The organism is Paraburkholderia sp. GAS38, from assembly GCF_050434965.1.
Taxonomy (GTDB): Bacteria; Pseudomonadota; Gammaproteobacteria; order Burkholderiales; family Burkholderiaceae; genus Paraburkholderia; species Paraburkholderia phenazinium_A.
Genome location: NZ_JBNDJO010000002.1, coordinates 530,395 through 555,870, shown reverse-complemented (window position 1 = coordinate 555,870; position 25,476 = coordinate 530,395). Strand labels below are relative to the sequence as shown.

Sequence of the window (25,476 nt, the reverse complement as noted above, 5' to 3'; positions counted from 1 at the left end):
TTCCGGTGAAACACACAAGGTTTCACCGGACAGCGCAGTCAGGCTACCTTGTCCACCGGCTCAAACTCCCCATCCGTAGCCAAGGCGCAACGACAAATACCGGCGTCGACGCCCTAACCGGCCACCGCCGCACCGAGCGAATCTGGCCTGCGCGCAAGACGCCGCCGGCACCACACCAGCACCGGCCGCTCCACGTAGCGCCACGACAGCGCCGCGCACAGCAGGATGAACGGAGCGCCAATCAGCACCGCCGCCTGATGCCCGAGATGCGGCGCGATACTCGCCACGCATTGCTGCACCATGAAGCCGTAAAGATAGATGCCGTACGAGTAATCGTTGCGCGGTACGAAGCGGCGCAACAGCGGCGTCGTGCCGATCCACAGCACGCCGTACACAAAGGCGAGATAGAACAGCGGCTGCGCGCCGGCCGTATCGCGGAACACCAGAAACACCATCACCAGACCCAGCGCGGCGAGGCCGTAGACTTCGAAGCGCTCGCGCCAGCCGTACAGCAGCATGCCGACAAAGAAGAACGGTTCCGGCCAGAACGAATAGCCGCCGGGCTTTTCGGCGAAGTCGCGCAAGCCGGCCTGCAGGTGCGGCGTCAGATGAACACGCAGCACGAACGCGGCAAGCGCCAGCGCGACGGCAAGCAGCACGCCCCAGCGGTTCGATAGCAATCCCATCATGCCGGTGAGCAGGACGATCAGATAGCAGCGTACTTCGAGCGGCAAGGTCCACAGCGGCGCGCACACATCGTTCACGAAGCGGTTATGTTCGAACACACCAGGCAAGACCCAACCCGCCTTGAGCACGATGGTCGAAAAGTTGTCGAGATTGGCCCAGGTCGCGCCGGAGGCAAAGTACTCGCGCAGCGGCAAGGTCGTGAAGAGCGGGCCGATCAGGAAGATCGCGACGAGCGAGGCGCCCGCCACCGCCGGCCAGATTCGCGCAATACGCAAGGCGACGAAGCGCGACGCCGAGCGCTGCCGGTCGAAACTGGCGGTCACCAGCATCCCGCTCATCAGGAAGAAGGCGTAGACCCCGAGCGCGCCGAAGCCGTCGAAACCGAGCGCGACCTCGACCCAGTCGGTACTGCCGTCCGGCAACTGCACCATGTACGAGTGGCCGTAGACGACGGCGATGGCAGCGAACAGACGCACCAGGTCGAAGTTATTCCCGTTGCGCGATAACGCGTGCGAAAGCGGATTCATCGAGAACTCTCCACGGTAGACAGCGCCGCCGGCCGGACCTGCCCCACCCGCTCGACGACGAAGTATCACCATGCCGCAAGGCAACAAACCTGACCGTTCGCTTTCGCACAAACCTGCGGAGCGCGTGCGCGCGCGTGCCTGTGTCCGTGCCGGGTTGCACAAGCACGGTGTAAGCCGCGGCACAACTCCCCGCACCCCTCCCAGCGCCCCGCGGCAGCGCGAACTGAACCCCCTTCGGTCTGGCACAAATATCGAGGCCAATACGCGTCAGCCGAACTTCTGATAATTTGTGCCGTAGCCCGATTGGAATCGCGGCACTCCGCCCCAATAATGTCGTTATCGGGCGCCGCCACGAGCCACGTCCGCCGATTCACGTCTATTCACTGCGTCAGACAGGAAGCCGCCTCATGTCCACTACTCAATCGACACACGACAACCCGCTCCTCGATTTCTCCGATCTGCCGCGCTTTGGCGACATCCGCCCCGAACACGTGACCCCTGCGCTCGACGTGCTGCTCGCCAACGCGACGGCCGCAGTCGAGCGCGCCGCGGCGCCGATCACCCCCGCCTCCTGGACCGACGTCGTCGAGCCCGTCGAGCGTGTGACGGAACCGCTCTCGCGCGCCTGGGGCGTCATCGGTCACCTGAACGCGGTGGCCGACACGCCCGAGTTGCGTGCCGCCTACGGCGAGAATCTACCGCGCGTGACCGAGTTCTGGTCGAGCGTCGGGCAAAATCTCGCGCTCTACGAAAAGTACAAGGCGCTCGCAGCCAGCAGCGACTTCGGCTCGCTCACGGGCGAACGCAAGAAAATCCTCAGCAATGCCCTGCGCGATTTCCGCCTGTCGGGCGCGGAATTGCCGGAAGACCAGAAGCCGCACTTCGCCGAATTGCAGGAACGTCAGGCGAACCTCTCGAAGGCGTTTTCCGATCACGTGCTGGATGCGACCAACGCCTACACCTACCTCGTCGACGACAAGGCGCAACTGGCCGGCTTGCCGGAAGACGTGATCGAAGCCGCGCAGGAAGCCGCCGAGCGCGACGGCAAGAGCGGCTGGAAATTCACGCTGCATTTCCCGTCGTACTTCCCGGTCATGCAGTACTCGGAAAACCGCGCCATGCGCGAAACGCTGTACCGCGCCTATGTCACGCGGGCGTCGGAACTGGGCGGCACGTACGGCGGCGGCAAGGCCGAGTGGGACAACACCGGCAACATCGCCGAGCAGTTGAAGCTGCGTGCCGAAGAAGCGCACATGCTCGGCTACCAGAACTTCGCCGAAGTCTCGCTTGCGCCGAAGATGGCCGAGTCGCCCGCACAAGTGATGGCCTTCCTCGAAGATCTCGCCACGCGCGCCCGTCCGCACGCCGAGCAGGACTGGAAGGAACTGCGCGAATTCGCCGCCAACGAACTCGGCATGACAGAGCTGCAGCCGTGGGACATGACGTACGCGGCCGAACGTCTGCGCCAGAAGCGCTATTCGTTCTCGGAAAACGAGGTCAAGCAATACTTCCCGGAAGACGTCGTGTTCAAGGGCCTCTTCAAGGTCACGGAAACGCTGTTCGACGTGAAGATCCGCCGCGACGAAGCGGCCGTGTGGCATCCGGACGTGCGCTTTTTCCGCGTCGAGAATCAGGACGGCGGCCTCGTCGCGCAGTTCTACCTCGACCTGTATGCGCGCGAAGGCAAGCGTGGCGGCGCATGGATGGACGACGCGCGGGCTCGTCACAGGCATGCCAACGGCGGCGTGCAAACGCCGGTCGCGTATCTGACCTGCAACTTCTCGGCGCCGGTCGGCGGCAAGCCGGCCTGCTTCACGCACGACGAAGTGATCACGCTGTTCCACGAGTTCGGCCATGGCCTGCATCACATGCTCACACGCGTCGATGAACTCGCGGTGTCGGGCATCAACGGCGTCGAATGGGATGCGGTCGAACTGCCGTCGCAGTTCATGGAAAACTTCTGCTGGGAGTGGGACGTGCTGAGCGACATGACTTCGCATGTCGAAACCGCCAAACCGCTGCCGCGCGACCTGTTCGACAAGATGCTGGCCGCAAAGAACTTCCAGAGCGGCCTGGGCACGCTGCGGCAGATCGTGTTCTCGATGTTCGACATGAAGCTGCACACCGACTTCGACGCGAGCGGCGCAACGAGCGCCAACGACCTCGCCCGCGAGATCAACGAGCGCTTCCATGTGGTGCCGCAAGCGGCATTCTCGCGCTGGCCGAACACCTTCAGCCATATCTTCGCGGGCGGTTACGCGGCGGGCTACTACAGCTACAAGTGGGCCGAAGTGCTGTCCGCCGACGCTTATGCCGCTTTCGAAGAAGCGGCTCAGGCGGCCAGCGGCAGCGTGCTCGATGCGGCCACCGGCACGCGTTATCGCAAGGAGATTCTCGAGGTGGGCGGCAGCCGTCCGGCGATGGAATCGTTCAAGGCGTTCCGCGGCCGTGAGCCGAATATCGACGCGCTGCTGCGTCATAACGGCATGACGCCGGCTTCGACGCATTGAGCTGAGGTCTGGCGGCAAGCGCTGTGCGCTTGCACGCCGCCGGGTAAAAAACCGGTGTCTTGCTCACGCAAGCACCGGTTTTTTTGTGCCTGGATATCCCGGCACCTAACCCCGCTGCAATTTGAAATCCACCTCTGCAGGCCGCCCTTCGAGCGAAAGCGTCGCCCGTGCCGCCGGCGAGCGCGCCACCACCTTGCCGCGCCGGATCACCGCCAACCGCGCGGCGCGCAAGCGGATCGCTTCGACCGGATCGCGGGCGTCCAGCAGCACGCAATTCGCTGCACAGCCCGGCGCGATGCCATACCCCTCAAGCCCGAGGATGTGCGCGGCGTTCACAGTCACCGCGTCGAAGCAGGCATGCATCGCGTCGATGCCGGTCATCTGCGCAACGTGCAACCCCATGTGCGCCACTTCGAGCATGTCGCCCGAGCCGAGGCTGTACCACGGGTCCATCACGCAATCGTGGCCGAACGCGACGTTGATGCCCGCGGCCATCATCTCCGGCACGCGCGTCATGCCGCGCCGCTTCGGGTAGGTGTCGCTGCGGCCCTGCAGCGTGATGTTGATGAGCGGATTCGCAATCGCCGCCACCCCCGACTCGCGCATCAGCGGCAGCAGCTTGCTGACGTAGTAGTTGTCCATCGAATGCATCGAGGTCAGATGCGAGCCGGTGACGCGTCCATGCAAGCCCAGCCGGTGGGTCTGCGCCGCCAGCGTTTCGATGTGGCGCGAGAGCGGGTCGTCCGATTCGTCACAATGCATGTCGACACGCAAGCCCTGCTCCGCAGCGTACTCGCAGAGGATGCGCACCGACTCCGCGCCATCGGCCATGGTCCGTTCGAAATGCGGAATGCCGCCGACCACGTCGACGCCGAGCGCGATCGCCCGCTTCAGGTTGTCGAAGGCGCCGGGGCTGCGCAGCACGCCGTCTTGCGGGAACGCCACCAGTTGCAGGTCGAGGTAAGGCGCCACGCGCCGCTTCACTTCGAGCAGCGCTTCGACGGCCAGCAGGCGCGGGTCGCACACGTCGACGTGGCTGCGAATCGCCAGCAGGCCGCGCGCGACCGCCCAGTCGCAGTACTGCAGTGCGCGCTCGATCAAGGCTTCCTGAGTCAGTTGCGGCTTCAGTTCGCCCCACAGCGCAATGCCTTCCAGCAGCGTGCCGGATGCATTGACGCGCGGCAGACCATAGGACAGCGTCGCGTCCATATGGAAGTGCGGGTCCACGAAGGGCGGTGTGACGAGCGAACCGGCGGCGTCGATTTCTTCGTGGGCGCTTGCCGCCAGATGCGGCTCGACGGCGACGATGCGCCCCGCTTCGATGCCGATATCGACGGGCTCCCGATGCGCGGCGACGCTACGCGGCAGGCTGGCACGGCGGATGATCAGGTCCATGTCTCGCTCCTTTGACTGCCATCGATTCTATCGGCGCCAGAAAGCGTTTGGGGCGACGTGTTGCCGGGTGCTTCTTGCGAGCGCTGTCCGCGACCGCTTCTCATAGCACCCTTGGCGAGCTCGCCAAGGCCTACGCGTCGGGGTCTTCCGTGGAAGCTTGCGGCGGCGCCTCGATCACTTCATCCGCGGGATCGTCGTCGAACAGCGTGAACTGCCCGGGCTGCGCAAGATGCTCCTCTTCGAGCCGCACACCTACGCCCAGCAGCCGCACCGCTTGATTGCGACGCGCGAAGCCCTTCTCCAGCAATGCCAGCAGCGTGGGCAGATGCGGCACCTCGCCCACGCATTCGACCGTGGTGCGCTGAAAATCGGCGAAACGGATCTTCACGAACAGCTTGCGCACCGCCGCGCCCGCTTCGGCGCGCGCAATGCGCCCGTCCAGTTGTTCGGCGAGCCGCCGCAGTTCCGCCGCACATTCTTCGAGCGTGCGCAGATCCGTGACGTAGGTGGTCTCCACGCTCACCGACTTGCGCTCGCGGTCGGCCCGCACGGGCCGCTCGTCGATGCCGCGCGACAACTCGTAGAGCCGCTTGCCGAACACCCCGAACTGACGGTGCAGTTCGACCAGCGGCCAGTCGCGCAACTGTGCGCAGGTGGTAAGGCCGAGCTTTTCGAGCTTCGCCGCCGTCACCTTGCCCACGCCGAAAATCTTGCGCACCGGCAAAGCCGCGACGAACGCATCGACCTCGTGCGGCCGCACGACGTGGAGACCGTCCGGCTTGTTCCAGTCCGAAGCGATCTTGGCGACGAACTTGTTGGGCGCCACGCCCGCCGACACGGTTACACCAACCGTCTCGCGCACCCGCTCGCGAATCTCGTTGGCCATCAGCGTCGCGCTGCCTTTGCAGCGGTCGGTATAGGTGACGTCGAGATAGGCTTCGTCGAGCGACAGCGGCTCGACCTCGGCGGTGTAATCGCCGTAGATCGCCATGATCTGCCGCGAGGCGATGCGGTACTTCTCCATGGACGGCGGAATGATCAGCAGTTCGGGGCACTTGCGCAACGCCAGTGCCGACGACATAGCCGAATGCACGCCGAAGCGCCGCGCCTCGTAATTGCAGGTGGCCACCACGCCGCGGTGATCGGGCCGGCCACCCACGGCCAGCGGCCGCCCGCGCAGCGTTGGGTCGTCACGCATTTCGACCGACGCGTAGAAACAGTCGCAGTCGCAATGGATGATCTTGCGCAAGGAAGGCACGGGCCGCGAAGACGATACGGCGGGAGAGGTGTCGAGCAGATTCACGATACACTACTGTACAAAAATACAGTAGTATTATCAAGAAGCCCACCGATCTTCACGCTCATGCCCTCTTCCATCCGCAACTCGCTCGCCTGGATCTTCGACGTCTTCGAGCGCGAATCCACCTTCCTCAGCAAGCGGATGTTCGGCTCCGACGCGGCCTATCTCGACGGCCTGCTGTGTCTGGTTGCCGCCGATCGCGATCCGCCGTGGAATGGTTTGCTGATCTGCACGTCGCAGGAGCGCCACGCCGCGCTCATCGCCGACGTGCCCGCCTTGCGGCCGCATCCGGTGCTCGGGAAATGGCTGTATGTCCCGCAAGCGGATCCGGCGTTTGAAGACAGTGTCGAACAGGTGACGGCGCTCGTGCTCGCGCGCGATCCGCGCGTGGGTGTCGAGCCGAAGCCGCGCGGGCCGCGTGGGAAATCCAAGCTGCCGAAGGCCTAGAGGCGCCGTTGCTGCCTTCAGGCGTGGCTTGCCTGCAGGCGGCGCACGCTTGACCCGTACGGCGCTGATCGCCGCGCACAGTCCACCACCTTGAGCGAAGCCGTACCGGCGCAATCCCGCCCATCCGTACCGCTTCCCACCGCCCGGCCCGGCCTATACTCGGCAATCGGCCATGGGCCATCAGCATCGGCGGGACAGCGCAATGAAAACGATCGGCATTATTGGCGGCATGAGTTGGGAATCGTCCACTGAGTACTATCAGATCCTCAACCGCCACGCGAAGGCGCGCCTCGGCGGCCATCACAACGCCAGCAGCCTGCTGCTGACGGTGGATTTCGCCACCGTCGAAGCGCACCAGCGCGCGGGCAACTGGGACGCACTCGGCACGCTAATGGCCGGCGCCGCGCGCCAGCTCGAACGCGGCGGCGCGGACCTCGTGATCCTCGCCACCAACACGATGCACCGGGTGTGCGAGTCGATCGAACAGGCCATCGCGATTCCCTTCCTGCACATCGCCGATCCGACCGGCCACGCGCTGCGCGCCGCGGGCATCGAGCGGGTCGGCTTGCTCGGCACACGCTACACCATGGAGCAGACCTTCTACACAGGACGGCTGCGCGAGCGCTACGCGCTCGACACGCTGGTCCCAAACGAAAGCGATCGCGCCGACGTGCATCGCATCATTTACGACGAGTTGTGCCATGGCGCGATCCGCGACGACTCACGGCGCGTCTATCAGCGCGTGATCTCGGATCTTGCGGCGCGCGGGGCGCAGGCGGTAATTCTCGGCTGCACGGAGATCACGCTCCTGATCAAGCCGGAGCATGCCGCGTTGCCGGTGTTCGACACCACAGCGCTGCATGCGCAGGCTGCGGTCGACTGGGCGATCGAGGCGGATCAGCAAGGCGCAGCGGCAGGCTAATGCCGCTGCTCCCGTAACGGCTTAAGCCCAACGAGCCCAAGCCTGGGGCAGGCGCAGGACCGTCAGGCCTCCACGTCCGCCAGGCTGAACAGTTCCGTCTGATCGTTGTACGAGAATATCTCGCCGTAGCGGCCCCAGTTGATCACCGCGTCGAGCGTGTCTTCCGCGGCGCTGTCGGTCAAAAAGTCTTCCAGTTCCTGTTCGAAACGCACGCGCGGCGCGCGATGACCCGGACGCTCGTTGAGCACCGTCTTGATCCGCTTGGCAAGCGGCACATGCCGCAGCAGATGCTCGGCGAACATCATCTTGCGCTCCTGAGTGCCGAACTCGGCAAACACGCGTGCCGGCGGCGTCAGCAGAATGTCGCCTTCGCGCACTTCCGCGAAACCCAGATGCTGGAGCACTTCGGCGACCGGGAACAGATCGTCCACCTCGAGATGCAGCGAACGGGCGATTTCCGGCATGTCCGCACGGCCGTGGTACGGCGCCGCCGCCAGCATTTCGATCAGACCGGCCATCAGGTTGGTCGAAACATGCGGCAGCCAGCTGCCCAACTCCAGGCCCTTCTTCGCCGATTCGTCGTGCTGGCGCGCGGTCATCTTGGCGTAGATTTCGTCCACCAGTTTGCGGAACGCCGGATCGAGACGGTTGCGCGGGTGATTGAACGGCACCTTGATCTCGGCGATCACACGGCCCGGGTTCGACGACAGCACCAGAATCCGGTCGCACATGAACACCGCTTCTTCGATGTTGTGCGTGACGATCAGCACCGACTTGATCGGCATGCGGCCCTGCGTCCACAGATCCAGCAGGTCGGTACGCAGCGTTTCGGCGGTCAGCACGTCGAGCGCGGAGAACGGCTCGTCCATCAGCAACAGCGTCGGGTCGACCACCAGCGCGCGGGCGAAGCCCACACGCTGACGCATGCCGCCCGAGAGCTCGCGCGGATAGGCGTTTTCAAAACCATCCAGACCGATCAGGTCGATGGCCGCGAGCGCGCGTTCGCGGCGCTCGCGCGCGCCCACACCCTGCGCTTCGAGGCCCGCTTCCACGTTCTGCAGAACGGTCAGCCATGGGAACAATGCGAAGGTCTGGAACACCATCGCCACGCCCTTGGCGGGACCGTCGAGCGGCTTGCCGAGGTACGAGACCTCGCCGCCGGTCGGCCCGATCAGGCCGGCGATGATCCGCAGCAGGGTCGACTTGCCCGAACCCGAACGGCCCAGCATGCCGACGATCTCCCCTTCGCGCAGCGACAGGTTCACGCCGTCGAGTACCAGCAGTTCGTCCTGGTTCTTGTCGAAGCCCCGGCTCACATCCGTCACGCGCAGCACTTCTTCCCCGAGGCGCGAACTCGTCGACGGCGTCTGGGACGTCGTCTGGAACAGATCGGCAGAGATAGTTTTTGGATTTAGCATCGTGTTTTACTCTCAATCGAGCCGAAGCTTGGATTCGGCATAGGCGTACATCGGACGCCACAACGTGCGGTTAAACAACGTGACGAACAGGGACATCACGGCAATGCCGAGAATGATCTTCGGGAAGTCACCCGCGGCGGTGGTCTGCGCGATGTAGGAACCCAGACCGTGGGCGACCACCTTGGTATCGCCCCACTGCACGAACTCGGCCACGATGCTCGCGTTCCACGCGCCGCCCGAGGCGGTGATGGCACCTGTCACGTAGTACGGAAAAATGCCCGGCAGCATCACCTTGCGCCACCACTGCCAGCCGCGAATGCGGAAGTTGGTGGCGACTTCGCGATAGTCGTTCGGATAGGCGCTGGCGCCCGCGATCACGTTGAAGAGGATGTACCACTGCGTGCCGAGCACGATCAGCGGCGAGAGCCAGATGTCCGGATTCAGATGGAAGCGCACGATCACGATCACGAACACCGGGAACAGCAGGTTGGCCGGAAACGCCGCGAGGAACTGCGCGAGCGGCTGGATCTTTTCGGCCAACGCCGGACGCAGCCCGATCAATACGCCGAGCGGCACCCAGATCAGCGACGAGATCGCAATCAGCAATGCCACGCGCAGCAGCGTGATCAGGCCCAGCACCAGCACGTGCTCCACTTCGGCCAGATCGACGCCGGTCCGGACATAGCTCACCACGCGATAGACGACATAGACCGTCAGGAGGATCACGAGCGTCCCCCAGATGACGTCGCCCACCAGCGACGACTTCTTTTGCCGGCGCGGCAGACTGAAACTGATGCGGCTCACGCCCGGCAGACGCATCGGCAAGCGCGCCGCGTTGGCGAACAGCTTGCCCATCGGCACGAGACCACGGTGAATCAGCCGCGTGCGACGCACGAGATCGAGCAGCCAGGATTCCGGCGCATCGCCCGAGCTGGTGTTCTCCATGCGGAACTTGTCGGCCCACGCCACCAGCGGACGGAACAGAAGCTGGTCGTACGCAATGATCACGATCGTCATCGCGAGAATCACCCAACCGATGGCGTGCAGGTTCTTGTCGGAGATGGCCTGGGCCAGATACGCGCCTATACCCGGCAGCGTGATCGTGTTGTTGCCCACCGTGATGGCCTCCGAGGCCACCACGAAGAACCAGCCGCCCGACATCGACATCATCATGTTCCAGATGAGGCCCGGCATCGAGAACGGCACCTCGAGCTTCCAGAAACGCTGCCAGCCGGTCAGGTGAAAACCGCGCGAGACCTCATCCAGATCGCGCGGCACCGTGCGCAGCGACTGGTAGAAGCTGAAGGTCATGTTCCACGCCTGGCTCGTGAAGATCGCGAAGATCGCCGCGAGCTCCGCGCCGAGCACGCGCCCAGGGAACAGCGCGAGGAAGAACGTGACCGTAAACGAAATGTAGCCCAGCACCGGCACCGACTGCAGGATGTCGAGAATCGGCACCAGCACGAGGCTCGCGCGACGGCTCTTCGCGGCGAGCGTGCCGTAGGTCAGCGTGAACACCAGCGACGCCACCATTGCCGCGAGCATGCGCAGCGTCGTGCGCAGCGCATATTCGGGCAGGCTCGTTGGGTCGAGCGAGATGACCTGGGTCTTCAGCGTCGACATCGGCGCGAGCGTCTGGTGAAAACCGATCGCTGCGGAAGCGATCACGCAGATGATCAGCGGAAAGGCGACGAAGTCCCAGCCGTTGGGCAGCAGGCGCCACGCGGACGCATTGGCGGTGCGGTTCAGATTGAAATTGAAATTCATCAGGCGTCTCCCCGGTCACGGGTTTTTGAAGCATACGGAGCGACGCTGAGGCAACGCGCGGCAGCGGGGTCAAACACTCGCGGCGAAAAGCTGAAATGACTCATGGCTCAACATGGGCGAACAAGGGAACAGCACACGCCTGCGTCGTCCGCTCACGCATTTCATCGTCAGCGACGATGGCGTGTGCAGACGACACAAGATCAAAGAATTCAGGAGATAAGCGACTTGAAGCTGTGCCAGAGGGCGGCCAGCTTGTGCGGTTCACGGGCTTGCAGCGACAGCATGGCGTCGTAATGGACGCGCGATTCCTGGACGTGCGGCAGTTGCGACAGAAGGAGACCGAAGTTCATGGTGTTTCTCCGAGCGTTTGGCTTAACGCGATTCAATGGAAGCCAGCAGACTCGGAGGGCAACGCGGCATGCGCGCGACGACGGCGATCTACTCGCTTCCTTCAGGCAAAGGGAAGGTACAGCGGCATAAAGGACACGGTGTGGGGTAACTGTCAGGGTCCGGCATGGGACACTCCTTATCGGCGTCGACCGCGCGCACTGCACATGCGCGCCGCGTGTGTTTGTCTACACGCCCGGCGCGCGCCGGAGCATTCCAGCGCGCGCGCAAGCGCAGCCACGAGCGAAGCTCGCGACACGAAGCCACGCGAACACGCTTTCGCTGGGTTCAGGTGGCGCTGATAAAGGTGCACGGAGGAGATTGACTACGGCGCGCACCGTCTGCCTGCTGGCAAGACGGCGGCGTAAAGAATACTGCGCGGGCGTCTTGCCGGTCAGGCGGCGAATCCGATCGAAGATCGACTACTGCTACTGTCCAAGGCATTAGCCCCATTTGTGACGACGCGGAATTCTAGACATTTTGAGAACCAAAAGTCAACTTGATTCGCCGTGCAGAGCCAATTCAATCGGCTTCTGTTGCGTAGTGGCCTGAGCGGCTTACGTCGCGCCTACGGTGGCGAGGGAAGCGGCCGGGCGAGCACCCAGCCGCGAGGCGGAAGCTACAGATTGATCTGGCCGCCCAGTTCGACGACGCGGTTGGCCGGCAAACTATAGTATTCGGCCGCCTGGGCCGCGTTGCGTCCGAGGAACGCGAACAGCTTCTCGCGCCACAGCGCCATGGCCTTGCTCTCTCCCGTGGCCAGCACGGTATCGCGTGCGAGGAAGAAGGACGTGTCCGCCGGCTCGTATTGCCAGTCAGGGATCTTCTTCGCGACCAGCAGCAGGATGGCCGGCACGTTGGGAATCTCCATGAAGCCATTGCGCACGGTGACCGAATAGCAGCCGTAGCCCATGTCTTCCACGGTGACTTTCTGCTCGTCGTGCACGTGCGGCACGTTGTCGGTCATGCCGGCCATGAAGATGTTGATGCCGTGCATCACCCGGTTGTGCTTGAGGTTGTGCATGAACGCGGACGGTGTCATGCCGGCCACGCCGCCCGGAAACACCGCCGTGCCATCGACGCGCGGCGGCGGATGCGAACCGCCGCACAGCGACTTGATCAGTCCCGCGAGCGGAATGTTGTCGGTCTTCATGCGCTCCACGACGACTTCGCGGCCGCGATGCCATGTGGTCATGATCGTGAACAGCACGCCGCCGGCCAGCAGCGGGAACCAGCCGCCGTCGAGCACCTTGCTGACATTGCTCGAGACGAACACCGCGTCGACCAGCGCGAGCGGGCCGATGACCACGAAGGTGGCGAGCGGCTTCCAGTTCCACAGCGAGTGCGTGATGAAATACATCAGCAGCGTGGTGAGCAGCATCGTCGAGGCGACGGCAATGCCATAGGCCGCAGCCAGATTGTCGGAAGACTTGAAGAACACCACCAGAAACACGACCGCCGCGTACAGCGAAACATTGATGAACGGTACGTAGACCTGACCCACCTCATGCGTCGACGTATGGACCACCGGAATGCGCGGCAGAAAGCCGAGCTGGACCGCCTGCTTGGTCATCGAGAACGCGCCGGAAATCACTGCCTGTGAGGCGATGATGGTGGCGGCTGTGGCCAGCAGAACCAGCGGCACCAGGGCCCAGCCGGGCGCCGACTCGAAGAACGGCTGCTCCACCGTGGCGGGCCGCGCCAGCACCAGCGCGCCCTGGCCGAAGTAGTTCAGCACGAGGCTCGGCAGCACCAGCAGCAGCCAGGCGAGACGGATCGGCTTCTTGCCGAAGTGCCCCATGTCCGCGTAAAGCGCTTCGCCCCCCGTCAACGCGAGGAACACCGAACCCAGCACCACGAAGGCCGTACCGGGTGCGTGCGCCACAAAGCGCACCGCATAGAGCGGCGAGACGGCCTCGATGATGGCCGGCCCGGCGACGATATGCAGCAGGCCCAGCGCCGCCAGCGTAATGAACCAGACGATCATCACCGGCCCGAAAACCTTGCCGACCGTCCCCGTGCCGCGCTTCTGCAGCTTGAAGAGGCCAGTGAGAATCACCAGCGAGATGGGGACGATCCACGCCGTCAGTTTCGGGTCGACCAGCGTGACGCCCTCCACCGCCGAGATGACCGAGATGGCCGGCGTAATCATCGAATCGCCGTAGAACATCGCCGCGCCGAATACACCCAATGTGAGCAGCACCTGGGAGAGGCGCGCCGGCGCCACCCGCGAGGCCAATGCAGTGAGCGCGAGGATGCCGCCTTCGCCGTCGTTGTCCGCGCGCATCACGAAGCTCACGTACTTGAGCGTGACCACCACGATGATCGACCAGAGAATCAGCGACACGATACCGAACACGTTGGGCTGGCTGATGCCGCCCGCCGCCTTCAGACATTCGCGCAACGTGTAGAGCGGGCTCGTGCCGATGTCGCCGAACACCACGCCGATCGCCCCCAGCACGAGGCTGGGCGCGGTGTTGGCGGTCTGGCTCGAGGGGCTGGTGACAGATGAGGACATAGGGTGTCGTAAGTTAAATGAAATTAACGGCATGCCTGACCGTATTGGCGCCTGACGCACATACGGCCCTCGCACCAGCGGGATAACTAGCTTGTAGCAGGTTCTTGATACAACGCGATGAAAATGTGTTGCAGCGGTGGGATTGCTTCGCCCGCGCGTGCATGCATGCGGGGCCCGCCCTATCTGAGCTTCCAGATGCCCCAGATGGCGATGGCCAGCGCTATTCCGAAACCACCGCCCAACAGGATGTAGGTGTCCATTTCAACGTCCTTCAAACCAGGATTGCGTCGCGGGTCGTGCACCGTTAGCGGGCGCAGCACCCTCTAGCGCCGAATACTACCTTCGCTTTCTTTCAGATGCCATTGGAGGTTGGCCTGGCATGCAGGCCGCTGATCCCGGCGCACTCATATCCCTCAGTACACCATAATGATTGCAAGGTACGCGGCGATGCCTGAATATGGCCTGCCCACAAATGAAAAAGCCCGCGTGGCGATCGCCAGCGGGCTTTCCATATGCTTGGTTGCGGGGATAGGATTTGAACCTATGACCTTCGGGTTATGAGCCCGACGAGCTGCCAGACTGCTCCACCCCGCGTCAGAGAAAACGGATTGTATAGAGATGTCGGCAAATCGTCAAACAATCAGACGGATTATTTTTTTGGCCTCAAAGATCGGCAACCGATGCGCCTTCCACCTTGCCGTCGATGATGTCCGCGCCGTACTGGCTGGCGCTGCGCTTGGCGATGCCGAAATCGGAAAACGTGGCGGGCCGCACGAGTCGAAACACGCGGCTCGCCTTCGAGCCGCTGATTGCACCTGGACGGCAAACGCGCACGGCGACGTCATAACCCTCGGCGTGCCGCTTGTGGCCGTCGAACTTGTCGAACTCCCGCGAGAACACCAGCGGATGCACTTCGAAGTCCTTATAGATAGCCGGATAGAGTTCAGCCATGGCGATTCCCCGATACGTGAGTATTGGACCCACTATACGCCGGGCGATGAGGCCGCCGACGATTTATTTTGTGCAGACCATTCACGCTGTGAAGCGCGAAGCGCGGTCGCATCACGGAGCGCCCTGATCGGCGCAATCGGTATCCGCTGTGCAGGTCCGGTTCCGCCCCTGTTGTTTGGCGGCATAGAGCGCCCTGTCTGCAGCCGCGACCAGACCGTTGCCGTCGCCGTCTTCACCCGCTCGCTGCACTGCCACGCCGGCGCTGACGGTCACGATCCCGGCACGGGAAGCCGGATGTGGCAGCCGCAGGCTTTCAATGGCGGTCCGGATGCCCTCGGCAACTTTCATCGCGCCCTGCTCATCGGTATCGCGCAAGATCAGCGCGAACTCTTCGCCGCCATACCGCGCCACCATGTCCGTTGGACGCCGGGCGGCAGAGGCAATCGCCTGTGCGACCGTACGCAGGCACTCGTCGCCACCCTGATGCCCAAAGTGATCGTTGTAGTCCTTGTAGGCGTCGATATCGATCATGATCACGGCCACACGGCTCAGGCTGAGCGCCCGTGCTTCCTTGCGCCATTGGCGCTCGAGTTCGCGGTCGAAATATCGCCGGTTAAACAGGCCTGTCAGGCCATCGCGGAAAGCGAGCGCCTGCAGTTCCTTTCGCTCGTCTGCGAGACGCTGCTCGGCGACCTTGCTTTCCGTAATGTCGCGAACTGTCGCCATCAGCGCCTCCGGCTTGCTGGAGAACGGGTCGATGAGCAGTCGCAGACTCGTTTTCATCCACACGACCTGCCCGTCCGGTCGCCGCCAGCGACTGTCCTGAAACGCCTCGATCGCTCCCCTCATCACGCTTTCAACGGCCATGGTCAGCGCAGCGCGGTCGTCCGGTAGAACGAGCTCCGGGTAATACATGCCGATCAGGTCGTCCGGGGCATAGCCCAGCGCCGGCGTCACCCTGGGTGAAACGTAGGTAAGCCGGCCCTCCAACCCCATGCTCATGACGATGTCGCTCGCGTTCTCGGCGAGCACCCGGTAGCGGCGCTCGCCGTCGCCTAGCCGTGCGATGAGACGGTTGCGCTGTGCCTGAGAGGCGCTGATGGGCAGCGCGATAAGTAGCACCGCCATGTAGTAAAGCTGCAAGGCGAAGATGCGGTCCTGCATGCGCGCAAAAGGCTCGATCCAGAAAGGGCCCAAACCGTGCACCGTGAACCACATCGCAATGGCCTGGCACAGCAGGACGCCAAGCAGCACAGCGGCTAGTTCTGCCCGAAATGCCAGTAACGCGATGGGCGGAAGCACCCAGTAGAGCAGATGGAACTGGCGTTGTCCGAATACGCCGATCGTGACGACGCAGACCAGCAGCAACAGAACGCCGTTTTTCCCGCGCTGGTCCACGCGCGCGAGATTGGCAAGCTCGCCGGTCCAGAAGGCCACGGCGGCAGGTGTGAAGATCGCACAACCCAGCGCATGCGCGATGAACCAGGTCGTCATGGACGGCAACCGGGAACTCCCTTCCGGCGCCCCCTGCAAGGTCACCGCAACGAGTCCGGACACGAAGGTTGAAAACACGACGCCACCCACGAGAAACCTGATGAGCGGTTTCGGGCGGATCAGTTCGGCAACCGTTGAGATACGCGGAGCGAACCTCAACGCAATCACAACGCCGACAAGGTCGGCGAACGAAAAGCAGAGCGCTCCCACCAGGTCGTGACTGACAAACAGCCGCGTCGAAAAATTGCCGAGTACGCCGCCAACGAACACCCCGTATCGTTGGTGGGGCCGCGCAACCATCATCTGCGCGAGCAGAACGGCGTCGACCAGCCAGATCGGCGAGATTTCCTGATCCATGCTCTTGAGTGCCAGGCTGACAACGCAAGCGAGCGTTGTTGCGGCAAAGGCGAGCAGTACTGATAGTAGTGGGTTGCTCCAGCGACCTGATGCGATGTCCATCGTTACGTGTTCGGGAAACTTGTATGAATTTAAATGCATGTTGACTCAACACCTGATCATGCTTTGTTCGCGCACGTATTCCACGTTCGAACCCGCTGAACCCTGTCTTCGGAGTCTGCTCTTCAGTACGCTGCGACAGGTCCCGGTTGCACGCCGCGATCTGCTGATGGTCGCCATGAAGACAAATTTCATCCCATGAATGCATCACACAAAATATCGGCCCGAACGCGCCGCGCTTGAGTGAAAAGCGGCATTTGCGGCGGTTTGCCGCAGATGGGCCCGCCTCGCCGCCGCATGCTCTCATACAGCGCGGCTGCGGATACCTCCGGGATGCAGTCCCGTTCAATGTTGCCACCCTTCGTAAATTCATTAGGAATCCGTATTTTACAATTCCGACAGGTTGACCCGCGCACCTCGGTGGTCGATCCGCGCGCTCCTGCAAGCGTTTTGCGCCATGGGTTTCAGTAACACCGCGGCAAACCGCCGCAGTTTTCGCTTTCGGCTCAAGTGGTGTGAACCTTGGCCGATATTTGTGTGAAGCATTATTTATGTCTATCGAGTGCAATTCGCCTGCTCATGGCGTGTTCAACGCAAGGAATCCATACGTATGAAACTGTCCTTTGTACAGAAGCTCTGGTTGCCGCTCATCCTGAGCCTTTTGTGTCTCGCCGGAATATCGGTCTACCACGCTTACCAGACTCGAGAAATGCAAATGGATGAGCGCAAGGCCGATCTGAAACACGCATCTGAGATCGCCCTGACGGTGGTCAAGACTTTCGGTGACCAGGCAGCCACCGGCGCCGTGCCCGTCGCGGAAGCTCAAAAGCGGGCCATGGACAGCATCAGGAACATGCGATACGGCATGGACGGCTATTTTCAGATCGTCAATTCTCATCCGACCGTCCTGATGCACGGAACACGACCGGAGTGGACCGACAAAGACGTCAGCGACTACCAGGATTCGAACGGCGTTTACGTCTTTAAGGATATCGTTGCGCTCATCAAGCGTGACGGCGAAGGCTTTACCGCATATGCCGCTGCGAAGCCGGGTGAAACCGAGGCATCGCCCAAGATTGCTTACAACGTGAGGTACCAGCCATGGGACTGGATTCTCACGACAGGGCTCTATGTGGACGACATCGACGCCGCCTTCCGCTCGACGCTGTACCGGAGCCTCGGAATCCTGCTGATACTGGCCGGCGCCCTTTCGGCCGGCGTGGCACTGCTCAATCGCGGCATCCTCCGCGCATTAGGCGGTGAGCCTTCCTATGCTGCCGAAATCGCCAACCAGATTGCCGGCAACGATCTGACTGCCGTGGTGAAGACGGCGCCAAACGATCGTTCGAGCCTGCTCTTTTCGATGAAGCGCATGCAGGAGCAGCTCACACAGACCATCGGCACCATCAGGGTTTCGGCTGAGTCGATCGCCACCGCCACGCACCAGATCGCGGCGGGCAACCAGGACCTGTCGCAGCGTACTGAAGAGCAGGCCGCTTCGCTCGAGGAGACTGCGTCGAGCATGGAGCAACTGACCTCGACCGTGACCCAGAATGCCGAGAACGCCAGTCAGGCCAACCAGCTTGCCGCGCAGGCCGCCCACGTCGCGGAACAGGGGGGCGCCGTGGTGTCGCGCGTCGTGGACACCATGGAAGGCATCAACGCCAGTTCGGACAGGATCGCCAATATTGTCGGCATCATCGAGGGTATCGCCTTCCAGACCAATATTCTTGCGCTGAATGCGGCCGTCGAAGCGGCGCGTGCAGGTGAACAAGGGCGGGGTTTCGCGGTGGTGGCCTCGGAAGTGCGGTCGCTGGCCCAGCGCTCCTCGGCGGCAGCCAAGGAGATCAAGGAGCTGATCCACGATTCCGTGGAGCGGGTCCGGGCAGGCGCGGAGCATGTGCAGGAAGCCGGCACGAAGATGCGCGAGATCACGCACGAGATCAGGCGTGTGACCGACATCATGGGTGAAATTACCGCCGCCTCGCACGAACAAAGCAAGGGCATCGGCCAGGTCAATCAGGCCGTTACGCAGATGGACGAAGTCACGCAGCAGAATGCGGCCCTTGTCGAACAGGCGGCGGCCGCCGCCAGCTCGCTCGAGTCGCAGGCGGCCGATCTGAAAGCCGCCGCCTCGATATTCAGGCTGAACGCCTCACGCGGCGCCGAGGGCAGCCGCCCTGTCGCGCAAACGCAAACGCCCACGCCGGCGATTCCGGCGCGCGCTTCGGCACCCGCTACAGCAGCCCTAAAGCGGCCGGCGGCGCAGCCCGTTCGGATCGCACAAGCCGCCGCGGCTGGAGAGTGGGACAGCTTCTAGAAGAGGGGGTCCACATCGCGGTCGCCCGTCGGCGCTAGAATCAACGTCGTTGCCCTTTACCGAATTCATCCTGGTGGCGCCATCCTATGAGCGAAGAGACTCCTCGTTGCTTACCGAGCGTGAACAGTGCGTTTCAGCCCATCTTGTCTCTTGCTCATCAAACGCCGGTTGGACACGAGGCATTGCTCCGCTCATCGCTAGACGGCAAGCCTTGTTCGCCTTTGGATGCCTTCAGGCATGCAAGGCTCGCTGGGCGTACCGGCGAATTCGAGCGGGAGTGTGTCCGATGTCATACCGGCCACTTCGTGCGCTTCGCGGACGACAAAAGCATCCTGTTTATCAACGCGCAGCCTGAAGTCCTCACGCATCCGATTCACGGGCCGGGGCTCGTTGCCGATATCCTGGCTTGCGGCATACCGCCGGCGCGGGTCGCGATCGAAATTCTGGAAACGCCTCAGCCGCGAAATGGAGTGCTCGCCGATGCGGTCGCCCAGTTGCGGCTACACGGTTTCCTGATCGCTCTTGATGACTTTGGCGCGGGCGAAACAAATCTAAGCCGTGTCTGGGATCTGCAGCCCGACGTGGTAAAACTCGATCGTGAGCTTATCCGGCAAGCGGCTACGAGTCATCTGAAGGCACGCAGCCTGCTACGCCTGGTAGGACTCCTGCACGAAATTGGCACGCTCGTCGCCGTCGAAGGGGTGGAGACGGAAGCAGAGGCGCTCCTATGCCTCGATTGCGATGCCGATTTCGCACAGGGCTACTACTTTGGCCGCCCATTGGCGCTTGCGGGCAAAAGCGACTTGCAGGTTTACAGCGCCGGATTCCCCCTGCCCCCCCTTCAAAGTGGCAATCGAATCAAACCCATTGCAGACCTGGCCGGTTTGCAACCGTACCGGCAGGCGTTTGAAGACGTCACGCATGCGTTCAAGCCGGGACGGAACTTTCCCGAATGCGCGATGCGCTTTCTCGGCCTCCCCCTCTCGCTTCGCATGTTCCTGCTGGATGAGAGCGGCGCACAGATCGGCGCGCCCGTGGAATCGAAAAATCATCCGATGCGCAGGCAAGCGCGGTTCCCCATGCTAACCAGGAGGGCAGATGCCAACTGGTCGAAACGGCCATACTTCAGAAACGCGGCAAGTCATCCCGGTGCGACCGTCGTCAGCGAACCTTACGTGACATCGGGGTCAATGAATCTATGTGTGACGCTCGCAGTCTGTGTTGAAACCGAGGAGGCCAGGTACGTCATTTGCGGCGACGTACTCTTTGAGGAATTGGGACGATATTGATGCGTGTCCCAACGTCACCGAGTCGAGGCTCTCGCGATTGCTTCTGCAAATAGCAGTGTGGAACTGGTACGCAGCAGAGCGATGAGCACAGCCGTCGAAAAGTATTGGTTCATGGTAGTAGCTCCGGTCATGCGACCCAACGTGTAAGTTGCTACAGTAAAACGAATCTTCGTTCGATGGGTTACAACCGCAGCGCAATCGCATGAAATATTATTCACGCGCAGCGAGTTCAAAAAGCGCTGGGCGTCGACTTCTGCGAAGGCCTTGCAATTTCCCGGCTCCTTGATTTTTATTTAATCAGTATTCCTTTTCTATTGGATGAAGCAGAAATAGTTGCACTGGAATCAACGGCGACCCGTAGTCGAACAGCGATGAGTTGAAGGTCAATGCGGACGATACATGGACGCTTAAGGGTCCCTTCAGGTCCGACCGCTACTATCGTGTCAGGTCACCGCGATAGTGGTGCTATGGGAAAGCAGATATGAACGAACCCGTTGACAAGTCCACTTCGTCGATGCGAGGCTCGACATCGGACAGGCTCAGGGAGGGCTGCTGCAGCGAGGATCGCCAAGGAGACGCTATCGAAGGCGGCGCACAACTCTGCGATTGCACGATTGCGACGTCCGAGCCCCTGCGGCGACTGCAAACCGTTATTGAGGTCATGACATCGATTCATGCAGGGGCGGAGGTGGTGCAGATCGGCCTTGATCACTACTGGGTGACGGCACCGCTTGAGGTCATCCCCCGTCTGGTCAGGGCACGAGACTGCACACTTCACCCCCCGTGCAAAGTCGAGTTTTTCGAGCAATCGCCCTTGAAACATTCTCTTCTTCGCAGGTAGCGGCGCTTGAGACTCGCGTCCGGCCTGTTTTTTTCGACAGACCTGCGTAGGGTGCGTGAGCGCACGACGTTTGGTGCGACGCAGAACGCACGCGGCGGGATGCTGCGAAAACTGCAGGACGAGCGCGGCAGTTTTCGCAGGGACCTTAGCCTCCGGTTAGGTGCGCTCGCACGGATTAGCCTGCTTTTGCCGCTTGCTCCTTTGCCAGAAGCCGCTGTGCCTGGCGATCGCCATGGCCGGCCTCTTGCGCGGTTTGAACAGATGTTTCGGTCGCCTCAGCCAGCGCCGCATGCGCGGCATTGCTAATGCTCACCGTGTACGATGCCTGAGTGGAAGCGCTCGAAGATGATGCGTTGCCGGATGATGAGACTCCGGTTGCAGATTGCGTACCCTGAGGTGTCGTGTTCGACGCCACTGGCTGCGCCGAATGTTGCCCTACTGCCTGTATTGACATAGTGATCTCCAAAGAAATTACGCCGCATTACGGCATCTTTTCTAACGGCAGACGCATGTGGTTGCTTGAGCACTATATTTTTTTGTAACTTGCGTTATCGTTAAGCAATATTTAAGGGATGTTCTGGATAACCTACTTCACTCAATAGTTTGGATAACTAGCCATTATGGAACGACTCCTGTTACGCAGACCATCTCGGCTTCGAAGTGATGGACAACGGACCGGGTATTCCCGCAGAAGAGCTTGACCGGGTACTCGACCGTTTCTATCGTGGCGAACATACCAAGAGAACGGGTAGCGGGTTGGAGTTCTCGATTGTCGTCCGCATCGCGCAGCGGCAACACCTGACACTTTCATTGCGTGGCAACGCGGATGCGCGGTTAGCGGCGCATGGTCCCTTCAGGTTGCCCTAAGGTCTGTCTGCTAGATTCAACTCTGCCAAACGACGCTCGATCAGGCAACGGCGCGCAGCCTCTCCGCACAGAGGCTCAGCCCTTCCGCGCTAGACAGCCTCTCGTGACCTGGCTGCCCACGCTTACCAGTGGACCTGCGATAGATGAACAACGATCAACCCCAGTCACAATCCGATGTGTGGGCGAATTGGCTTCTGCACGAACGATTCGCCGATGACCCGTCGCACGAACGAACATTGCGCGCTGAAATCGCGCAATATGCCGATCGCGTTCTCGACGCTGCACAACTCGCCCCGGGAATGACGCTGGTTGACGTTGGCACAGGCGACGGCCTCGTCGCGTTTCGCGCGATTGATCGCATCGGCCCTTCGCTACGCGTGGTTCTAACCGATATCTCAGCGTCCCTGCTTCAACACTCCGAGTCCATCGCCATTCAACGCGGGGTGCGGGATCAATGTACCTTTCTCCAATGTTCCGCAGAAGCGCTCAACGACATTCCAGGCGAGTCGGTCGATGTCGTCACGACCCGCGCGGTGCTGGCCTATCTTCCCGACAAGATCGCAGTTCTGCGCGAGTTTCGCCGGATCCTCAAACCTGGCGGACGGGTTTCCATTGCGGAACCTATACGGCGCGACGAAGCGTTTGAGGCGAATTCCTTAAAGAAATTTGTCGACGCTCATCCGACGGGATCGGATGACCGCTTTTTCCGGCTTTTGCATCGCTGGAGAGCCACGCAATTTCCCGACACAGAGGAAAGCATTTCGAGCAATCCGATGACCAATTTCAGCGAGCGCGACCTGGTCCGTTACGCCCTGGATACCGGCTTCACCGATATTCACATGGAATTCCACATTGACGTAGGGCGCTCCCAATTGGCCACGTGGAATCTCGTGTTGAAATCGTCGCCCTTTCCCTGGTCCCCATCGCTCGAAAAATTGCTGTCGGAACAGTTCACAGTAGAAGAAAGACAATTCTTTGAGCAGGTGTTCCGTCCACGCGTCGATTCAGGTCAACTCTTCGGTGCCGAGCGCATCGCGTACCTGAGCGCGAGGAAACCGCTCTAGTCCGCGGCTTCCGTTCGGTCCGGCTCCATTACCTCCTGACAAGATACATAGGACGGACACTCGACGAGAGATGACTCGGGAAGTCGCCCAGGTGTTGAATCTGAGCGTGACCGCACCCGGAGAATATTTCCAGGGAATCCTCTGGAAGACACGCTCGCCAGACGAAGTTGACCGCTTCATCGCGATGCGCGAGCTCAACAATCAGAATGGGAATGCGGGCGAGTAGTTCCGCAACCAGCTGCTTGACATAGTCCATACCACGTCGCAACGTGATGTGATGAAGTACGCTAAGAGCGAGAGCCACGTCATATTCGCCAGGCGAGATTGTGCGGACCTTCGTCAAGTCGAGAGGCGCAGTTTCGAACGTGGCGCTCAGCCCGTTGACCCGTTGAGTGGCGCGCGCAACCGCGGTGTTTTCGGGGTTGATGTCGATACCCGTCGTCCTGGCACCGCGGTCCGCAAAGAAAAATGGAAAATACCCGAGCGACGAACCGAAGTCGACAAGGCTAAAGCACGGTCCCAACGAATCGAGCGCCGCCTCGATGACTACGGCTCTATCCCTGCACGAGCGGAGCGGTCCTTCGATGCCGGTGACGCCGTAAAGCGGCTGATAATATTCAACCCGGTTGAAGCATTGTTCAATCAGTTCCGGCGGAGCCTGAACGGGCGACTCTTCTACCAGGATCGGTCCGCGAGAAGCGCTATGACTCATAGGTGACACCCTAATGGGGTTAGAGAGATTATGGGTATGGTCGGCCCTGAAATATCGGCAACGATACTTCGGCCGTTTACATGTCGGGCTTGTCGTGTCGAACTGTAAAATCTAGCCCCACAGCAATTCAGTATTGTTCGCTGGATGTTGTGCGGCAGACACGCGCAAGTCGTCTTGTGCCTTGCTTTCCGGCGGCTTCTGACGATAACGCTCCACGACGAACTCAATGAAGCTGCGCAATGCAACCGCCATGTGCGGCTGCTTCGAATACAGAAGCCACACGGTGCGTTCTTCGTCGGATAGCGGCGCGTCGCCTAGCAATGCACGCAAGCTGCCGTTGGCGAGCTCGTCTCGCACGAGCGAACATGACAAGCGCGCGATACCGAGTCCCGCCTGCACCGCACGCTTGACGACCTGAGGGCTTTGTATGTTCATGATCGGCTGCACGACGACACGTTGCGTGCCGTGAGCGTCGCGAAACTCCCAGTGACGGCTCGGTGCATCCGACGCGACGAGAACGCCGTGCGAGGCCAGTTCATCCGGTGTGCAGGGTGCCGGGTAACGCGCCAGATAGTCAGGGTTCGCAACAATGACGTCGCGTGTTTTCATGAGCGGCCGGCAAACCAACGACGAGTCTCGTAAGCGCCGCTCCGCGCCGAAACAGACGTCGAACTCGTTAACCGCGACGTCGCTCATCGTGTCGAACACGGTCAGCTCGAATTTCATGCGGGGTTCCTGAGCGCGGTAGGCGGCCAGCACTTCCGGGAGATCCGTGGTCGCGTAAAGCGACGACGCGGCAATCCGCAGCATGCCGGATGGCTGTTCCAATGCCGATGCAATGCACTCGTCCATCTCATCGAGATGATGCAGCAGGTCGACGGCACGCTCGCGGTACGATTGACCGATGCGCGTCAGTGTTACCCGTCGCGTCGTGCGGTTGATCAGACGGACGCCAAGGCGCTCTTCGAGCGACGCGACACCGCGCGTAACGACCGAGCTCGAAACACCCAACTGCCTCGCGGCCTCAGCGAAGTTCAGGTACTCGGCAACCTTGACGAAGATGCGGATCGATGAAAGCTGGTTCATGGGAAACTCCGGCATCGAGCGAGTCGCGTCGCGACCGCAAGAGGCGGCGAATTGGGATCGCGCGAAAACATCCGAACGCGCTCCATTGCCGACAAGACTTACATCCAGCCATTCGTTCGCTGAATGCCCTGCGATGAGCTTAGACACTGCCTGCTTACGCGATCTGGTCCATCGCATTACGGTCTTGCAATATTTGATGGCGGTTGATGGCCGTTGTGTTCGAGGTGACGATCATCTTGTCGGCAGTCCGCTTGCACAGAAATCCGTAAAACTGCCGGGGCTGCCTGGCGGATCTTCAATCCTGTTTCCATCGCGGAACACAAATGAAGAGTAGGTCTGCTTCCCACGTGCTCCGCAGGGGAAATGAAAACGTATCGATATTGACCTCCGACATGTCCCTGTCCCGTGCCCGGCAGTACGCTCGTGCGCCATCTCGGCTCGTATCCATCACGGTGCTCCACGACGCGAACGGATTCCTGCTCGTAGCGGTTAAAAGGAATTTCCCATTTTGTGACCGG

General features: G+C 61.7%; 17 protein-coding genes, 1 tRNA gene and 1 pseudogene. 7 read left to right on the top strand and 12 right to left on the bottom strand.

Going from position 1 to position 25,476, the window contains the following annotated elements; translation table 11 throughout:
* Positions 1 to 113: 113 nt before the first annotated feature.
* Entirely contained in the window at positions 114 to 1,214 is a 1,101-nt protein-coding gene (locus tag P3T42_RS06600) for an acyltransferase family protein (RefSeq protein ID WP_429305508.1), read from the bottom strand.
* A gap of 407 nt (positions 1,215 to 1,621) precedes the next feature.
* On the opposite strand from P3T42_RS06600, the gene P3T42_RS06595 reads away from it, so the two are divergent.
* Complete coding sequence (locus tag P3T42_RS06595; RefSeq protein ID WP_429305507.1) at positions 1,622 to 3,724, top strand: M3 family metallopeptidase; 2,103 nt, start codon at positions 1,622 to 1,624, stop codon at positions 3,722 to 3,724.
* A gap of 105 nt (positions 3,725 to 3,829) precedes the next feature.
* On the opposite strand, the gene P3T42_RS06590 is transcribed toward P3T42_RS06595, so the two are convergent.
* Complete coding sequence (locus P3T42_RS06590; RefSeq protein ID WP_074299916.1) at positions 3,830 to 5,119, bottom strand: amidohydrolase family protein; 1,290 nt, start codon at positions 5,117 to 5,119, stop codon at positions 3,830 to 3,832.
* Positions 5,120 to 5,249: 130 nt separating this feature from the next.
* Positions 5,250 to 6,422, bottom strand: a complete 1,173-nt coding sequence (gene dinB / locus P3T42_RS06585) for a DNA polymerase IV (RefSeq protein WP_429305506.1) — start codon at positions 6,420 to 6,422, stop codon at positions 5,250 to 5,252.
* A gap of 60 nt (positions 6,423 to 6,482) precedes the next feature.
* Here dinB and P3T42_RS06580 point away from each other — a divergent pair, with 60 nt between their 5' ends.
* Both P3T42_RS06580 and P3T42_RS06575 read left to right on the top strand, forming a co-directional pair.
* Entirely contained in the window at positions 6,483 to 6,866 is a 384-nt protein-coding gene (locus P3T42_RS06580) for a hypothetical protein (protein WP_074299918.1), read from the top strand.
* Between the two features lie 202 nt (positions 6,867 to 7,068).
* Positions 7,069 to 7,788, top strand: a complete 720-nt coding sequence (locus tag P3T42_RS06575) for an aspartate/glutamate racemase family protein (RefSeq protein ID WP_429305505.1) — start codon at positions 7,069 to 7,071, stop codon at positions 7,786 to 7,788.
* A gap of 62 nt (positions 7,789 to 7,850) precedes the next feature.
* On the opposite strand, the gene P3T42_RS06570 is transcribed toward P3T42_RS06575, so the two are convergent.
* From P3T42_RS06570 to P3T42_RS06540, 7 genes are all read right to left on the bottom strand, one after another.
* Positions 7,851 to 9,206, bottom strand: coding sequence for an AAA-associated domain-containing protein (locus tag P3T42_RS06570; RefSeq protein WP_429305504.1), 1,356 nt, complete (start codon positions 9,204 to 9,206; stop codon positions 7,851 to 7,853).
* 12 nt (positions 9,207 to 9,218) lie between these two features.
* A complete protein-coding gene (locus P3T42_RS06565; protein ID WP_074299922.1) occupies positions 9,219 to 10,973 on the bottom strand; it encodes an ABC transporter permease in 1,755 nt (584 codons plus the stop codon).
* Between the two features lie 209 nt (positions 10,974 to 11,182).
* On the bottom strand, positions 11,183 to 11,323 hold the full coding sequence (locus P3T42_RS06560; RefSeq protein ID WP_429305503.1) for a hypothetical protein: 141 nt from the start codon (positions 11,321 to 11,323) through the stop codon (positions 11,183 to 11,185).
* Between the two features lie 656 nt (positions 11,324 to 11,979).
* Positions 11,980 to 13,878 (bottom strand): potassium transporter Kup, encoded by a 1,899-nt coding sequence (locus P3T42_RS06555; RefSeq protein ID WP_074299924.1) that lies wholly within the window; start codon positions 13,876 to 13,878, stop codon positions 11,980 to 11,982.
* 517 nt (positions 13,879 to 14,395) lie between these two features.
* A tRNA-Met gene (locus tag P3T42_RS06550) sits at positions 14,396 to 14,472 on the bottom strand.
* Positions 14,473 to 14,541: 69 nt separating this feature from the next.
* Positions 14,542 to 14,829 carry a hypothetical protein gene (locus P3T42_RS06545; RefSeq protein WP_074299926.1) on the bottom strand — a complete coding sequence of 96 codons (288 nt, stop codon included), beginning with the start codon at positions 14,827 to 14,829 and terminating at the stop codon, positions 14,542 to 14,544.
* Positions 14,830 to 14,940: 111 nt separating this feature from the next.
* Positions 14,941 to 16,782 carry a diguanylate cyclase domain-containing protein gene (locus tag P3T42_RS06540; RefSeq protein WP_429305502.1) on the bottom strand — a complete coding sequence of 614 codons (1,842 nt, stop codon included), beginning with the start codon at positions 16,780 to 16,782 and terminating at the stop codon, positions 14,941 to 14,943.
* Positions 16,783 to 17,389: 607 nt separating this feature from the next.
* On the opposite strand from P3T42_RS06540, the gene P3T42_RS06535 reads away from it, so the two are divergent.
* From P3T42_RS06535 to P3T42_RS06520, 4 genes and pseudogenes are all read left to right on the top strand, one after another.
* Positions 17,390 to 19,099, top strand: a complete 1,710-nt coding sequence (locus tag P3T42_RS06535) for a methyl-accepting chemotaxis protein (protein ID WP_429305625.1) — start codon at positions 17,390 to 17,392, stop codon at positions 19,097 to 19,099.
* An 86-nt stretch (positions 19,100 to 19,185) separates the two neighbouring features.
* Positions 19,186 to 20,388: an EAL domain-containing protein gene (locus tag P3T42_RS06530; protein ID WP_429305501.1), complete on the top strand. Its 1,203-nt coding sequence runs from the start codon at positions 19,186 to 19,188 to the stop codon at positions 20,386 to 20,388.
* Positions 20,389 to 21,880: 1,492 nt separating this feature from the next.
* Positions 21,881 to 22,096 (top strand): annotated as a pseudogene (locus P3T42_RS06525) (ATP-binding protein); the annotation flags it as partial.
* A gap of 143 nt (positions 22,097 to 22,239) precedes the next feature.
* A complete protein-coding gene (locus tag P3T42_RS06520; RefSeq protein ID WP_429305500.1) occupies positions 22,240 to 23,160 on the top strand; it encodes a class I SAM-dependent methyltransferase in 921 nt (306 codons plus the stop codon).
* 28 nt (positions 23,161 to 23,188) lie between these two features.
* Here the strand turns inward: P3T42_RS06520 and P3T42_RS06515 are convergent, their stop codons facing one another.
* Together P3T42_RS06515 and P3T42_RS06510 are read right to left on the bottom strand one after the other, a co-directional pair.
* Positions 23,189 to 23,872 (bottom strand): class I SAM-dependent methyltransferase, encoded by a 684-nt coding sequence (locus P3T42_RS06515; RefSeq protein ID WP_074299937.1) that lies wholly within the window; start codon positions 23,870 to 23,872, stop codon positions 23,189 to 23,191.
* 111 nt (positions 23,873 to 23,983) lie between these two features.
* The gene (locus P3T42_RS06510; protein ID WP_429305499.1) at positions 23,984 to 24,958 is read right to left on the bottom strand and encodes a LysR family transcriptional regulator; all 975 of its coding nucleotides are present in this window, start codon (positions 24,956 to 24,958) and stop codon (positions 23,984 to 23,986) included.
* Between the last annotated feature and the right edge of the window lie 518 nt (positions 24,959 to 25,476).